12 protein-coding genes are annotated in these 14,713 nt (G+C 40.7%); 4 read left to right on the top strand and 8 right to left on the bottom strand.

Annotation, left to right across the window (positions count from 1 at the left end):
- Positions 1-113: 113 nt before the first annotated feature.
- A complete protein-coding gene (nusA, locus tag CDOM16189_RS03935; protein ID WP_169972901.1) occupies positions 114-1,220 on the top strand; it encodes a transcription termination factor NusA in 1,107 nt (368 codons plus the stop codon).
- Positions 1,221-1,522: 302 nt separating this feature from the next.
- Positions 1,523-3,340: a DNA polymerase III subunit gamma/tau gene (locus CDOM16189_RS03930; RefSeq protein WP_502707251.1), complete on the top strand. Its 1,818-nt coding sequence runs from the start codon at positions 1,523-1,525 to the stop codon at positions 3,338-3,340.
- Positions 3,341-3,381: 41 nt separating this feature from the next.
- Here CDOM16189_RS03930 and rho read toward each other — a convergent pair whose 3' ends face one another.
- Complete coding sequence (gene rho, locus CDOM16189_RS03925; RefSeq protein WP_211436577.1) at positions 3,382-4,734, bottom strand: transcription termination factor Rho; 1,353 nt, start codon at positions 4,732-4,734, stop codon at positions 3,382-3,384.
- A 161-nt stretch (positions 4,735-4,895) separates the two neighbouring features.
- Here rho and CDOM16189_RS03920 point away from each other — a divergent pair, with 161 nt between their 5' ends.
- Positions 4,896-6,005 carry a cation diffusion facilitator family transporter gene (locus CDOM16189_RS03920; RefSeq protein ID WP_169972903.1) on the top strand — a complete coding sequence of 370 codons (1,110 nt, stop codon included), beginning with the start codon at positions 4,896-4,898 and terminating at the stop codon, positions 6,003-6,005.
- A gap of 27 nt (positions 6,006-6,032) precedes the next feature.
- Here the strand turns inward: CDOM16189_RS03920 and CDOM16189_RS03915 are convergent, their stop codons facing one another.
- The 7 genes from CDOM16189_RS03915 to CDOM16189_RS03885 form a co-directional block, all read right to left on the bottom strand.
- Positions 6,033-6,974, bottom strand: coding sequence for an ABC transporter permease (locus tag CDOM16189_RS03915; protein WP_169972905.1), 942 nt, complete (start codon positions 6,972-6,974; stop codon positions 6,033-6,035).
- Positions 6,967-7,713 (bottom strand): ATP-binding cassette domain-containing protein, encoded by a 747-nt coding sequence (locus tag CDOM16189_RS03910; protein WP_169972907.1) that lies wholly within the window; start codon positions 7,711-7,713, stop codon positions 6,967-6,969. Before CDOM16189_RS03910 ends, CDOM16189_RS03915 begins: the two co-directional genes overlap by 8 nt.
- Positions 7,700-8,659, bottom strand: coding sequence for a sugar ABC transporter substrate-binding protein (locus CDOM16189_RS03905; protein WP_170000730.1), 960 nt, complete (start codon positions 8,657-8,659; stop codon positions 7,700-7,702). Before CDOM16189_RS03905 ends, CDOM16189_RS03910 begins: the two co-directional genes overlap by 14 nt.
- Before the next feature lie 20 nt (positions 8,660-8,679).
- On the bottom strand, positions 8,680-9,792 hold the full coding sequence (locus CDOM16189_RS03900; protein ID WP_169972911.1) for a double-cubane-cluster-containing anaerobic reductase: 1,113 nt from the start codon (positions 9,790-9,792) through the stop codon (positions 8,680-8,682).
- The gene (locus CDOM16189_RS03895) at positions 9,789-10,550 is read right to left on the bottom strand and encodes an acyl-CoA dehydratase activase (RefSeq protein WP_170000729.1); all 762 of its coding nucleotides are present in this window, start codon (positions 10,548-10,550) and stop codon (positions 9,789-9,791) included. The genes CDOM16189_RS03900 and CDOM16189_RS03895 overlap by 4 nt, the downstream gene beginning before the upstream one ends.
- Before the next feature lie 131 nt (positions 10,551-10,681).
- Positions 10,682-11,767 (bottom strand): threonine synthase, encoded by a 1,086-nt coding sequence (locus CDOM16189_RS03890; RefSeq protein WP_169972916.1) that lies wholly within the window; start codon positions 11,765-11,767, stop codon positions 10,682-10,684.
- A gap of 31 nt (positions 11,768-11,798) precedes the next feature.
- Complete coding sequence (locus tag CDOM16189_RS03885; protein WP_169972918.1) at positions 11,799-12,176, bottom strand: RidA family protein; 378 nt, start codon at positions 12,174-12,176, stop codon at positions 11,799-11,801.
- 152 nt (positions 12,177-12,328) lie between these two features.
- Here CDOM16189_RS03885 and CDOM16189_RS03880 point away from each other — a divergent pair, with 152 nt between their 5' ends.
- Positions 12,329-14,713 carry a heavy metal translocating P-type ATPase gene (locus tag CDOM16189_RS03880; RefSeq protein ID WP_169972920.1) on the top strand — a complete coding sequence of 795 codons (2,385 nt, stop codon included), beginning with the start codon at positions 12,329-12,331 and terminating at the stop codon, positions 14,711-14,713.

Raw genomic sequence — 14,713 nt, 5'->3', positions numbered from 1 at the left:
TTAATATATCAAAAATATCATAAAATGGCTATTAAACTTATTAAAAGTATATATTTTATATAATACGAATCTACGCAGATAAAATCCCGTGAAATTTATTATTTGGAGATATAGTGGAAAAGATAGCAGATATCATAGAGTCAATAGCAAACGAAAAAGGTTTAGAGATAGAGGACGTAAAAGAGCGTGTTATAAGGGCTCTTGTAAATACAGCTAAGCGCGTTTATGGCGAAAATTACGAATACGATGTCGTTATAGACAGCGCAAGTCGCTCGCTTCGTTTGTATCAAAAAATCACGATAGTGGCTAATGACGATGAGCGTTTGCAAGAGGATAACGAGCATTTTTTAAGCTTGGATGAGGCTAAAAAGATAGATAGTGGGGTTGAAGTAGGAGATGAGCTTACTTATGAGCTAAGCACCGATAATCTCGGAAGAACCGCCGCTCAAACGCTTCATAAAGAGCTTGAATACCACATACAGCGCCTAATGGAAGAGAAAATTTTCCAAAAATATCAAGACATGATAGGGCAAATGGTATTTGGAACCGTTACTCGCGTAGATAGTGAAGAAAATACATTCATAGAGATAGATGAAATTCGTGCCGTTATGCCACGTAAAAACCGTATAAAAGGTGAGAAATTTAGAGTCGGAAACGTCGTAAAAGCGGTTATTAAAAGCGTGTATATAGATAAATCTCAAGGCATTAGAGTTGAGCTTAGCAGGACATCTCCAAAATTTTTAGAGGCTCTTTTAAAAGCCGAAGTTCCAGAGATCAAAGATGGACTTGTATTGATCGCCGCAAGTGCCAGAATTCCTGGCGAAAGAGCTAAAGTCGCACTTATCTCAACAACTCCAAATGTAGATCCTGTGGGCGCAACGGTCGGCACTAAAGGCGTGCGTATAAATGCCGTAACAAAAGAGCTAAACGGAGAAAATATCGATGCGATAGAGTTTTCAAGCGAGCCGACTATCCTTATTACCCGCGCGATGTCGCCAGCCATCATAAGTGCCGTTAAGATCGTTGATGAGAAAAAGGCTGTCGTAACTATCGCAAGTGAGCAAAAGAGCAAAGCTATAGGCAAAAGCGGTATAAACATACGTCTTGCAAGCATGCTCAGCGGCTTTGAGATCGAATTAGTCGAGCTTGGCGGCGCAAAAACAAGTGAAGAAAAAGAAGAGAGCATGAAAGATCTTAAGGCTCTGTTTGGGGATTTGTAAGTTGAAATTTGATTCGGCAAGGCTAAAAACAGCTTTGCCGAAGAGTAAATTTGCTAGTTAAAATAGTGTAAATTTAAACTAATTATTTATTTTTTGTAGATCTGTGAAGCGGATGTTGGTAGTCGTTTCTCTCACAGCCGCTTAGTAAAAATCCAGCTAAAAATATCATCGATACAAGCAATACTTTTTTCATTTATTTCCCTTGTTTTTTGAATTTTCGCGATTATATCCAAAAATTTCACTATATTAAAAATTTATGCAAAAACGGCTACAATCTAGAAATTTAAAAATAAGGAAAATTTGTGTTGCAAGCACTCGCACTTAGATATCGCCCCCGAAATTTCGACGAACTTATCGGACAAGAATCGGTAAGTAAAAGCCTAACTCACGCACTTAGCGAAAATCGCCTAACTCATGCGTATCTGTTTTCGGGTCTTCGTGGAAGCGGTAAGACTTCAAGCGCTAGAATTTTTTCAAAGGCGCTAGTTTGCGAGAACGGACCTACTTCAAAGCCGTGTGAAAAGTGCTCTCATTGCATCATGGCTAACGAGTCTCGCCACATCGATATCATCGAGATGGACGCGGCAAGCCACAGAAAGATAGATGACATCAGAGAGCTTATCGAGCAGACCAAATATGCTCCTGCCTCTGCCAGATTTAAAATTTTTATCATCGATGAGGTTCATATGCTTACAAAAGAAGCGTTTAACGCGCTCTTAAAGACGCTTGAAGAGCCTCCTAGTTATGTGAAATTTATCCTTGCAACAACCGATCCGCTAAAGCTTCCTGCTACGGTGCTTTCGCGCACTCAGCATTTTAGATTTAAGCAAATTTCAAAACAAAACATCATCAAACACCTTGAATACATCCTAAGCAAAGAGGGCGTGGAGTATGAGAGTGAGGCCGTCGAAATTCTCGCTCGCAGCGGCTCGGGTTCGCTTCGTGATACGCTTACTTTGCTTGATCAAGCCATTGTGTATTCGCATGCAAAGATCACTCAAAGCGTGGTTGCCGATATGCTTGGACTATTAGATCCTGCGCGTATCGAAGAGATCATGCAAGTTGTGATGAGTGGCGATAGAGCCGCGATGAGCAGGCTTGTAGGCGAGCTTGAAAGCTATGACGGCGAGATGATAATCGATGAGCTGATCGCAAATTTAAAGGAGAATTTCCTTGGAGGAAGCAGTAAGTATTCGCTACTTTTATACGAGAGATTTTTTAGAATTTTATCCGAAGCCAAAGGCATGCTAAGCGTAAGTAGCGATAATGGCTTCGTGCTTAGTATCATGCTTTTTATGATGATGGAAGCGATAAATTTAAAGCCGATTGACGACATGATAGGAAATTTTGAGATAAAAGAGCAGGGCTTAAATTTAACCGCGCCTACTGCTAAGCAGCCTCAAAAAGCCCAAGTAAATACACCTGCTAAAGTAGTAGTAAAAAGCCCGTATGAGCTATTTTTGGATAAAATTTACGATAGGGATTATACGCTTGGGGAGTGCTTTAAGGAGTGTATAGAATTTTTGGAGTTTAAGGATAACTGCCTTAGCCTTTCTTCAAACGCAAGTGGAGCAAATCAAGAAAAATTACGCTCCAGCTCAAAGGTCATAATGGAAATTTTGCGTGCGAATTTTGGCTCGGACGCAAAGATCAAGATAGCTCCAAAAGAAGTTCAGTCTCAATCTGACGATAAAAACGAAGCAAATTTAAATGATAGTGACACAACTACGATCAAGCCTGAAATAGAGCAAAACTCAAACTTAGCCCAGCCTAGCCAAGAAGCTCAGTCAAATTTCAAGCCTTATGTTGGGGATAAAAGAGATAATACCGAGGATTTTGCGACCGCTTATTCGCTTAAATTTCAGACCGATTCGGGCATAGTGGTTGATGATATGGCTTTGCTTGATATGGAACTTGAAAAGATAGAGGAGCAAAGCAAGGAAGTAGCTAAACCAAGCGAAATCCCAGAAGTAAAGGTTAAGATAGGCGAAACTGCTGTTATCAAGTCTGAAAAAAGTGAGTCAAAATCGCCCGAAGAGCTACAAAATGCTAAAAACCAAGCCATATTAAAAGAGGCAAATAGGCTTTTTGGCGAACCTGAAATTTTAAGTTTGGGTTAGTGAAAAAGAAAGCTAAAATTTGAGCTTTTAAGGCTCAAATTTTAATCATTTAGTATCGATAAAAGCTCGTTGTTGTCTTTTGTTTTAAGCATCTTTGCATATAGGAATTTAAGCGCTTCCACATCATCCATAGAAGCGATCGCAGAGCGTATAGCCCAAATTTTTTGAAGCTCGTCAGGTTTTTGAAGAAGCTCTTCTTTTCTCGTGCCTGATTTTAGGATGTTGATAGCCGGATAAATTCTGCGGTCTGAGATGTTGCGATCAAGCACGATTTCGCTATTTCCCGTGCCTTTAAACTCCTCAAATATAACCTCGTCCATCCTTGAGCCCGTGTCGATAAGCGCTGTTGCGACGATAGTCAAGCTTCCACCGTCTTCGATATTTCTAGCTGCTCCGAAAAAGCGTTTTGGCTTATGAAGTGCATTTGCATCAACGCCGCCCGTTAGCACCTTACCGCTTGGCGGAGTTACGGTGTTGTAAGCGCGCGCAAGACGAGTTATACTATCAAGCAAGATGATGACGTCCTTGCCCATTTCAACAAGACGCTTTGCCTTTTCGATAACAAGCTCGGCAACTCGCACGTGATTAAGTGCAGGAAGATCAAAAGTCGAGCTAAACACCTCTCCTTTCACGCAGCGCTGCATATCGGTAACCTCTTCAGGGCGCTCATCAACCAAAAGCACCATGAGGTGCGCTTCAGGATGGTTTCTTGCAATACCGTGAGCAAGCTCTTTCATAAGCTCTGTTTTACCGCTTCTTGGAGGCGCAACGATAAGTCCGCGCTGTCCCTTTCCGATAGGAGTAAAGAGATCAAGCACGCGGCCTGTAAGTTTCATCGCATCATACTCAAGATGAAGTTTTTGCGTAGGAAACAGCGGAGTTAAGTTGTCAAACAGAGGTCTTTCTTTAGCTTCTGCTAAAGGCATGTAGTTAACGGCTTCGATTTTAAGCAGAGCGTAGTACTTTTCTTGATCTTTTGGCTCTCTAACTTGACCGGTTACGATGTCGCCCACACGAAGGGCAAATTTGCGAATTTGAGAGTTTGAAACGTAAGCGTCGTTAGAGCTGTCGCTTAAATTTGCATCGACCGAGCGTAAAAATCCATAACCCTCGTTTGTGATCTCCAAAATTCCCGTAAATAGAATGAAGCCGCCTTGCTTGGTCTGTGTTTTTAAAATTTCAAATATCAAATCTTGTCTGCGAAATTCGCGTGGGTTTTCGACACCTACGCCGTTTGCTATCTGTACAAGTTCTTCTAGGCTTAGTGTGCGAAGTTCTTCGATTTTATGTCCGTCAACAGGGATGTGAGTTCGTGTGTTTTGATGTTTTCTGGAAGTTTTTGTATTCTCTGAATTTGGCTGGGTTACGCCATTTTGATTTGCGTTATTTTCCATATATCCTCTTTATAAAGTATGGGTGTTTTTGTAGATTGATTTAAGTTTCAAAAGAAGCTTTAATTTGGCTCGTATTTTATATAAATTTAGTTTTGTTGTCAAGTTTTGATTTGTTTTAAATGTGCTAAAATGCCGTTAAAATTTAAAAATGAGAGTTCAAAATGATGGATTTTAAAGACGGCGAACGTGAAAAAAAGATAATAAAAACCGCTTTTATAGGTATAGTTACGAATGTGATTTTGGCAAGCATTAAAATTTTTATAGCCCTTGCTTCAAATTCCGTAGCCATCATCTCTGATGCGGTAAATAACCTAAGCGACGCATTTTCAAGCTTGATAACGATTTTTGGATCAAAGCTTGCTCAAAAGTTGCCTGACGAGAGCCACCCGTACGGATACGGAAGGGTTGAGTATATCGGAGGGCTTATAGTCTCTATCATAGTTTTAATGCTTGGTTTTGAGTTTTTAAAAACCTCGATAGAAAACATCATAGAGCCTGTTACTACGACATTTACTCCGGCTCTTTTAACCATACTTTTTATCGCTATATTTGTAAAATTTGCCATAGCATTTTACTATAAAAAGATGGGAAATTTAACCAAATCCATAGCCTTAAAAGCAGTCGGACAGGAGGCTTTGGGAGATGCTATCATCTCTTGCGTGATACTTGTTAGCGCAGGTCTTTCATACTTTGCAAACATCCAAGTTGACGGCTATGCAGGAGCCTTGGCTTCGCTTTTTATCATTTATAACGGCGTGATTTTGATTAAAGAAACCTTTGATAGGATTATCGGCGGGCGAGTGGAAAAAGAAGTAAGCGATGAAATTTATAAGGCGGTTAAGGAGTGTGAGATAGTGCTTGATGCGTATGATCTGATACTTCATAACTACGGCGTTGAACGATATGTAGGCTCGATAAACGTAGAAGTTGACGAACATATGAAAATTTCAGAAATTTCCCAGCGCTTAAACGAGCTTCAGATAGAAATTTACCGCAGATATCGCATATATCTTGTGTTTGGAATTTATAGCGTAAATTTAGGACAAAACGACACTAAAGAGTGCGTAAAAAACCTATTAAGCGAATTTAAAAGCATACTGAATTTACACGCATTTTTTATAAATACGGATAAAAAAACGGTTAGATTTGATGTCGTAGTTAGCTTTAAAGAGCGAAATTTAGACGAGCTTAGAGCCAAAATGGAAAGTGTCGTTTCGGCGCAGTTTCCCGGATATAAAATTTTTATCGTTATAGATAGGGAGTTTGCTTAGAATTTATCCTTGGCGCGCAAAGTTTGATTAGAGGCTGCGCACTTTGGAATTTTTATCAAATTTAGCGTATATCACGACAGATACGATTATGATAGCTCCGTAAATCACTCGCGTGTAAAATGCGTCAAAGCCCATGGCTACGATGCCGCTTTCCATTATGCCGATGATTATGCTGCCTATGAGCGTTCCATATACGCTTCCGCCTCCTCCGCTTACGCCCGTACCGCCGATAAAGATCGCCGCAAATACAAGCAGCATGTATCCGTCTCCTTGCGTAGGCCACCAGTTGATAAACTCAAGACTCAAGATAATGCTTGCAAGTGCGCTCATCACGCCCATATTGATGAAAAGCAGGTATTTGCTCCTAGCAACGTTTATGCTTAGCATTTTAGCAGCCTTTGCGTTATCGCCTGAAAACAAGATATTATCTCCGAATTTGTGTTTAAAGATCATGATGTAAGTTAGTATCGCCAAAATAGTCGCGATGATTGATTGAGCCGGCACTCCTGCGATCCTGCCTACAAAAAGCTCTTTCATGAAGCCTTCGGCACTCGCTAAAGATAGCGAAAGTCCTCCGCTTAGCACCACCGCAAGCCCCCGCCAGAAAAACTGTGTGCCGATAGTTGCGATAATGGAAGGTATTTTTGCGTTTATAACCAAAATCGCGTTAAAAGCTCCGCTAAGTGCACCAAAGCTAAGGCTTGCAAGCGTAGCTAAGGCTAAATTTCCGCTTGCTTTAAAAACATAAGAAAATACAAATCCGCTCATCGCCATCGTCGCAGGAAAACTCATGTCAAACTCGCCTGAGATGATAAGAGGAAGCAAGCCAAGGCAGAGTATGAGTATGATAGGCACTGAGGTTAGGTAGTTAAAATAGATGTTTTTGGCTAAAAACACTTCGGGCGAAAAGGCTGTAAATACTCCTAAAATCACAAAAAGTATCGCGGTAATGACTAAATTTTTACTCATAAAATACCTTGTAGAGTGAATTTAGATCCGAAATTTCGCTTTTATCTAGTTCTTGCTCTATCACTCCGCTTCTCAAAAGCACGAATTTATCGGCGATATGAAAGGCTTGATTTAAGTTGTGAGTGATGATTATGATGCTTAAATTTTGCTCTTTGAGTTTATCCAAAAAGCCCATAAACCGCTCGGTCTCATTTACGCCAAGCGCGGTTGTGGGCTCATCAAGAATGAGAATTTGTGATTTAAAATAAATCGCTCTAGCTATGGCAAGCCCTTGCTTTTCGCCTCCGCTTAGGTTGCTTGCAAGGCTTGTGGCATCAATTCCCGCTCCGCTAAAGCCCATGAACTCTTTTAAAATTTGATTTGAAATTTCTATCTCTTTTTTCCTATCTATGAGCCCAAATTTCGTGATATGGCGCGTGGCAAAGATGTTGCGATAAATCTCTTGAGAAAGCCCAAGCGAGCTATCTTGAAAGACTACTTCCATGCCTAAATTTCTAGCTTGTAGCAGGTCAAATTCTCCCCTTTTTATAGGAGTATCAAGCACGCTAAAGCTATCAAATTTATCAAGCCTATCATAACCGCAAAGGCACTTGATAAGAGTTGATTTACCCGCTCCGTTATCGCCCAAAAGAGCGATCGTCTCGCCCTTTTTTAGGGTAAAATTTATGCCTTTTAAAATTTTGGTTTTGCCAAAACTTTTAAAAGCGTTTTTAAGCTCTATCGCGTTATCTGATGCCATTTTTTACTAACGGCTCGATAAGAGCTATGTTTTTAGCTGTAATGAAGCCTCCGCCGGTATCAACTTTAAACCCTGAAAATCCGTATTTTTTGCTCATTACGATTTGCACGATACTAAAATACCCCTGAAAGAACGGCTGTGCGTCGGCAACCAGATCGATTGAGCCGTCTTTTATGCCTGCAATCGTAGCAGGAGATAGCGAAAATCCTGCGATATTTAGCTTTTCTTTATCCAAATTTAGGCTTTTCATGAACTGCGGTGACTGCGCCGTTAGAGCTCCGTGGTCAAGCACTACCAGCTTGGTGTCAGGATGTTTTGCCATGTAAGCGCTAAATACGCTAAGTCCTAGGCTTGGATCTTTGTTTATCTCAGGTGAAATTTCGATATATTCGACCTTTAGCCCTTTTTCTTTGAACACTTCAAGCATTGCTTTTGCTCTAAGGCCTCTTACAGGCATGCTAAGCAAACCCCATACCATCACCTTTTCGCCGCTTTTCATCTCAAATTTTTGCACCGCTTCGTGCGCCATCGCCTTGCCACTTTCGTAGTTGTTGCTTCCAGTGTAGCCAAATCCGCTTGACTTAAAGGCTTCTAGGCTTTTTGGAAGTTCGGTATCTATGCTTGTTACGTTTATGCCTTTTTCTATCGCATTTTTGATAAGCGGCTGATATAGCTCGTCTCCGGGATGACCCATCACTATGATGCCGTCAGGCGATGTTGCAACGGCGTTTTTGAAATTTTCAACCATCTTGTTTGGATCCCACTCGGAATATACCACCTTAAGATCGACATTTAGGTCTTTTGCCGCCATTTTTGCGCCGTTTGAGATAACGCTTGAGAAGTTATCGCCGATACTTCCGGCTTCAAAATAAACTTTAAGCTTATCGCTTGCCGCAACCGAGCCCGCAAGCAGTAAGCAACTTAGTAAAATGCTCTTAAATTTCATATTTTCTCCTTAAATTTTGTTTATAAAAGCTCTATAAAAGCCTCTAATCTTGTACGTATTTGTCCGCTGTCTTGCCTTGAATAATCAGTCTCTAAACTCATATAATTCGCACCCGCCTCCTTACTAGCTTCTCTTATTTTATTCGTCTCTATAGCATATGTATGACATCCGCTTAAAACTATATCTATGACGCCGTCTGCGCTGTATTCTTTGATAAATTCTTTGATGATTTGCGCTCTTTTGTCGTTTTTATACATCACCGAACATGGAATTTCAAGATATCTTTTAGCGATATTTTCTATCAAATTTCCTTCTTCTTCGACCAAATTTCGGTAATTTTTCGTTCCGACGCAGTTTTCAAAAGCGACCACGTCAGCACCTAAATTTTCTATCTGTTTTATTATTTTTTCATACACTCCGCCGCTTGGACAGCCGGTTATGATTATACGCTTTTTATCTGAAATTTTAGCTTCTAAATTTTGTTTAGTTGCCTCTATAAAGGCTTTTAGAGTTTTTATCTTCTCTTTTTTATCGTAAATAAATTCGCTTGCAAATAGTATCTCGTGAAGTTCGCTACCTTTAATAGGGCTTGGGATGGCCTTGTTTAGCTCCATCAGCTCACACATCAACTCGCGCTCCTCGTTGTGGATTTTTACCGCTTCAAGGAGATTTTCTTGGGTTATCTTAGCTTTGAATTTCTCTTGTAAAAACTCCTTAAAGCTTATTAGCTCATCCTTCCAAAGAGCTAGCGAGCGTTTATTTGTCATATTTGGAAGCTCTAAAACATACACCGGCTTGTGGTTTGCAAGCAGCTCATACATCTTCTTTTTGCCGTCGCAAGTAGTCTCTCCCACGATGATATCGCTTGCGTTCATATAAGGGCATTTTTTACTAACCGCATATCCGTAGCTTGCCTTTATAAGCGGACAGAGATTTCTTGGAAGCTCTTTATGCGCGATATTTATAGAGCTTTCGTCATTTGCACAAAGACTAACGGCAACTCCGCCTACAGCGTATATCAGCTCTTTTGGCGAATATGTACAAAACGTGCCTACTATAGGCTTGCCCTCAGCTTTTAAATTTTGCAGTTCAAAGGAGTTGCGTTTTTTAAGTTTGTCAAAATCCATTCTCATGATTTTTCCTTTTTAAGTCCGATCAGGCTAGCTCCCATCGCTCCGCAAAATATGGCATTTTCATCGGTAAAAACCTCTCTTTGTAAGTGATTTGCGAGCAAATTTTTAAAAAGACTTACCCTGCTAAGCCCGCCGCTTAAAAAGTAAATTTCATTCTCTAGCCTTTTGGTTAAGGAGGCCACCTTTTGAGCGGACGAATCGATGATACCGTAAGCGATTTGCGTTTTATCTACGCCGTTTGCCATTAGCGAGATTATTTCTGATTCGGCAAATACGGTGCAAGTGGAGCTTAGTTTGATATTTAAATTTTTCTTTGCAGTGGTGTAAAGCTCGTTTATATCAATCCCGAGACGATTTGCCATAACTTCGATGAATTTGCCCGTTCCTGCAGAGCATTTATCATTCATTATAAAGTCTTCGGGCCTGTTTGCTACGATTTTGATAGCCTTTGTGTCTTGCCCGCCTACGTCGATTACCGTGCAGTCTTTGGGAAATAAAAAATTCGCTCCCAATGCGTGACATAAAATTTCAGTCGTGGTAAAATTTGCGTATTTAACGCTTACTCTGCCGTATCCGGTTGCGGTTATGAAGCTTGGGAAGTAGTTTTTCTCTTTTAGAATTTCATAAATTTCATCCGCTATTTTTACTCCGCTAAATCCTGTAGGGCGCAAAAACAACTCTGTGAATTTTTGATCGTTTTTATTAAAAACAGCCACTTTTGTAGATGTCGAGCCGATGTCTATACCGATGAGATACATTGTGCGCCTTGCGTTTGTGTTTCTAACCTTAGAACTTGCAAAATTGTAACAAAGTAACGATTTTTTGTCAAACGATAAATTTAGGACATGAGCGCATATCCTAAATTTTAAATTTGCTTAATCAATCAAAATTAGTGTTCGCTTTTAATCCCTGCGCCACAAAGCGAGATGATGCTGTCTCCTGCGATCTCGTGAGTTTTTGCATACTCTTCATACGCAGCATATATCGCAGCCGTAGTATGCTCTACGTAAAATCCGCTTTTCGCCAGATGCTCTCTTACAGGCAAAATCGCACTTTCGGGTATCGTTATCACTTCGCGCTCGCCTGCGTATTTGCTAGCTAAAATTTCACGTCCTCTCATCGGCTTTCCTATAGCTATGCCTTCAGCTTCGGTCGGCTTTACGACGATATCAAGCGGCTTATCTTTAGCGCCGAAAAATGGAGCGCAATTTTCGCTTTGTACGATAAAAATTTTAGGCAGCTTTTTTATAAGCCCCGCTTCAAAAAGCTCCGTAAGTGCAAGCTCACAGCCGATTAGCAGCGTGCCGTTGCCAACAGGCAAGAAGAAGTTATCAGGCACACGTCCGAGCTGCTCGTAAATTTCATACACGTAAGTTTTAGTTCCTTGATAAAAGATCGGATTATATACGTGATTTGCGTAATAAATGCCTTCATCTCGAGCTTTTTTACGGCATGCATCGGCCGTTTCGTCGCGAGTTCCGTCAAACACCGTTGCCGTAGCGCCAAAAGCTTTTATCATGTTTATCTTTTTTTCAGAAGTTCCTTTTGGAACGTAAATTTCACACTCAATCCCTGCTCTAGCGCAATAGGCTGCAACCGAATTTCCCGCATTTCCGCTACTGTCTTGAAGGACTTTTTTAACTCCTATGCTCTTGCAAAGCCAGATAAGAAGCGCCGCTCCGCGATCTTTAAACGAAAGCGTAGGCATCGCATAATCAAGCTTAAAGTAAAGCTTATTATCGAATTTAACGCATGCCGTCATGCCCTCGCCAAGCGTGATCTGCTTCCAAATTTCATTTTGAAGCGGCATAAATTTGTGGTAGCGAAATAGGCTAAATTCGCTCTTATCCACAAGATCAAGCGAGAATTTAGGCGGAGTAAATTTAAGCTCATAAAGCCCACCGCACTTGCACTCAAAGTTTAAATTTTCAAGCGAAGCCTCGCTACCGCAACTTGTGCATTTGAAATTTGCCATTTTTATTCCTTATGAATTTGATATTTTAAGCCTAAATCATCGCCACTTGAGCTTCTATCTCAACCAAGCAGCCAAAATGAAGTGCCGAGGTAGGCACGACTACGCGCGCAGGTTTATGCTCGCCAAAAAACTTCGCATACTCATCGTCTATATCGTCCCAAAACGCTATATCGGGCGTATAAACTCTGCACATTATCACGTTTTCTTTTTTGGCTCCGGCTTCAGTTAAAACCGTCTGTAAATTTGCAAGCGCCTGCCTAGCATGCTCTCTAGCGCCGCCTTTTGGAAGCTGCATGGTTGCCGTGTCGATGCTAAGCTGACCTGAGACGTAAAGTATGCCGCCATGCTCGATAGCCGGAGTGTAGTGAGCCTTTCTGTTTTTTGAACTTTGAGTCTGGATCTTTTTCAAATTCGCTCCTTTGATGAAAATTATCAAAATTTACAACCTTTTTTATAAATTCTATGTAAAATTTGGCTTGATATACAAATTTGATTTAACCTTAAAATCAAAACATTAGCTGTATAATTTACAAATCTAAATTTGAAAGAAAAATGTAACTCATGAGTAAAACCAAGTGCGCGCATTGTCATCAGAGCTTTGAAGATAGCGTTATGATCGAATCCGGCGACAATAAATTTTGTTGTAACGGCTGTAAAAGCGTATTTGAAATTCTTTCTTCCAGCGGACTGAGTGAGTTTTACGATCGTCTTGGTAAAAATGTCTTAAGCCCCGTTAAGTCTAGCGCTCAGAAAGATGAAAATTTAGAATTGGCTTATCAAAATTATGTAAAAAACGAGAATGGATTTAGCAAAATTTCACTCGTGATAGACGGCATTCACTGCGCAGCTTGTATCTGGCTAAATGAAAAAGTTTTATTTAACGCCAAAGGAATTTTAGAGGCTAATATAAATTCGTTAAATAATAAAGCCACTATCGTTTGGGATGAGAGTGAGACGAATTTGTCCGAAATTTTAAGGCTTATAAGATCTATCGGATATGACGCTTACGCTTATGATCCAAGTCGCGAAGAGGAGTATATAACCAATAAAAGGCGAGAATTTTACGCAAAGCTTTTAGTGGGGATTTTTGCCACCATGAACATAATGTGGCTAAGTGTTGCAAAATACGGCGGTTATTTTACGGGCATAAGAGATGACGTAAAGGCCGTTTTAAGCTTTGCGGAGTTTGTCTTGGCTACTCCTGTGCTTTTTTATACAGGAAGCGGGTTTTTTAAAGGTGCACTTGCAGCGATTAAAAACAGAAGACAAAACATGGACTTGCTTATCGTCTCGGGAGCGCTTTTAGCTTATATATTTTCGATATATGCGATGTTTTCAAGGAGCGGCGAGGTTTATTTTGATTCGGTTGCGATGATAATTACTTTCGTATTTATCGGCAAGTACCTAGAAGTCTTAAGCAAAAAGCGAGCGGGAGATACTCTTGATAGCCTAAATTCAATGGTGTCAAGTAAGGTTAGCGTAAAGATGGAGGGTAAAACCTTGCTTAAAGATGTAAACGAAGTGCAAATAGGCGATATAATCGTGCTTAGAGCAGGCGAGCGCGCACTTATAGACGGTGTGATAACTAGCGGTTCTGCCAGTTTTGATTATTCAAGTCTTACGGGCGAAAGCTCGGCGGTTTTTAAGGAGCAAGGAGAGTCGCTAAGCAGCGGCACGATATGCCTTGACGGGTTTGTGGAGTGCGCTACGAGCGCGAAATTTAGCGACTCAACGCTTAGTAAGATCATACATCTGCTTGAAAAGGCAACTACGAAAAAACCGCACATAGAAAAGCTTGCAAATGAAATTTCAAGCAAATTTTCAAGTGCCATTATGCTTTTAAGCCTGCTTACGTTTTGCTTTTGGTTGTGGCATGCAGGCTCTTTTGAAGCGGCTTTGATCGTGGGAATTTCAGTTATCGTCATAGCTTGTCCGTGTGCGCTTGGTCTTGCAACGCCCGTTAGTACGCTTGTGGGGCTTGGGGTTGGATTTAAAAAAGGCTTGATATTTAAAGAGGCAAAGGTGCTTGAAAGCCTTGCAAAGTGCGATGTGATCGTATTTGATAAGACTGGCACGCTTACTACGGGCAAACTTTGTGTGGATAAATTTGAAAGCTTTATGGAGTGTGATATAAATTTGCTCTATTCGCTTGCAAAAAGTTCCGCTCATCCCGTTAGCAAAGGGGTTTGTGAGTATCTGGAGGCTAAATTTGAGGGGCTTAAAATTTATGATTTGCAAGATGTCGCAAGTATCGAAGCAAAGGGAACTAGAGCGAAATTTAATACAAGCGAAATTTTTGGCGGAAGCGGGAGATTTATGCAAGAACTTGGCATAAATTTAGATGATGTTAGTAAAAGTACAAATTATTATTTTTCTATTAACGGCAAGCCGGCTGCAAAATTTGAGCTAAGCGATAAGATAAGAGCCGGCGCAAGTCAGTGTATAGAGGCGCTAAAACAGGCTAAATTTGAGATCGTAATGCTAACGGGAGATAATGAATTTGTGGCTAAAAAAGTAGCAAGCGAGCTTGGCATAGAGGAGTTTAAAGCCAACTGCTTACCGACCGATAAAGCAAATTTTATAGAAAATTTTACTAAAAACGGCAAAAAAGTCGTGATGGTAGGAGACGGTATAAACGACGCTCTTGCCCTAAGTCACGCAAATGTGGCACTCTGTCTTGGAAGCGGGGCTGATGTGAGCTTGCAGCGAAGCGATGTGGTGCTGATGAGTGATGATTTAAGGCTTATCAAAGAGGCTATAATCCTATCAAAGCGCACTTTTAGAGTGATAAAGCAAAATTTAACCTTTTCGCTTGTCTATAACGCGCTAACCATCCCGCTTGCGATGGCAGGATACGTGGTGCCTGTCGTAGCTGCTATCTCGATGTCATTAAGCTCGCTTGTAGTCGTGTTAAACTCAATGAGAATCAGGCAAAATTTGAAGTGA

It is taken from the genome of Campylobacter sp. RM16189 (assembly GCF_012978815.1).
In the GTDB taxonomy this organism is placed as follows: domain Bacteria; phylum Campylobacterota; class Campylobacteria; order Campylobacterales; family Campylobacteraceae; genus Campylobacter_A.
Note: the sequence above shows the minus strand (reverse complement) of the source record. Positions and strands in the feature narration are given on the sequence as shown.

Coding starts and splice junctions, on each gene's coding strand:
- rho (WP_211436577.1), bottom strand. CDS start 4,734: ATGGAAAATAACGCAAATCAAAATGGCGTAACCCAGCCAAATTCAGAG.
- CDOM16189_RS03920 (WP_169972903.1), top strand. CDS start 4,896: ATGATGGATTTTAAAGACGGCGAACGTGAAAAAAAGATAATAAAAACC.
- CDOM16189_RS03915 (WP_169972905.1), bottom strand. CDS start 6,974: ATGAGTAAAAATTTAGTCATTACCGCGATACTTTTTGTGATTTTAGGA.
- CDOM16189_RS03910 (WP_169972907.1), bottom strand. CDS start 7,713: ATGGCATCAGATAACGCGATAGAGCTTAAAAACGCTTTTAAAAGTTTT.
- CDOM16189_RS03905 (WP_170000730.1), bottom strand. CDS start 8,659: ATGAAATTTAAGAGCATTTTACTAAGTTGCTTACTGCTTGCGGGCTCG.
- CDOM16189_RS03900 (WP_169972911.1), bottom strand. CDS start 9,792: ATGAGAATGGATTTTGACAAACTTAAAAAACGCAACTCCTTTGAACTG.
- CDOM16189_RS03895 (WP_170000729.1), bottom strand. CDS start 10,550: ATGTATCTCATCGGTATAGACATCGGCTCGACATCTACAAAAGTGGCT.
- CDOM16189_RS03890 (WP_169972916.1), bottom strand. CDS start 11,767: ATGGCAAATTTCAAATGCACAAGTTGCGGTAGCGAGGCTTCGCTTGAA.
- CDOM16189_RS03880 (WP_169972920.1), top strand. CDS start 12,329: ATGAGTAAAACCAAGTGCGCGCATTGTCATCAGAGCTTTGAAGATAGC.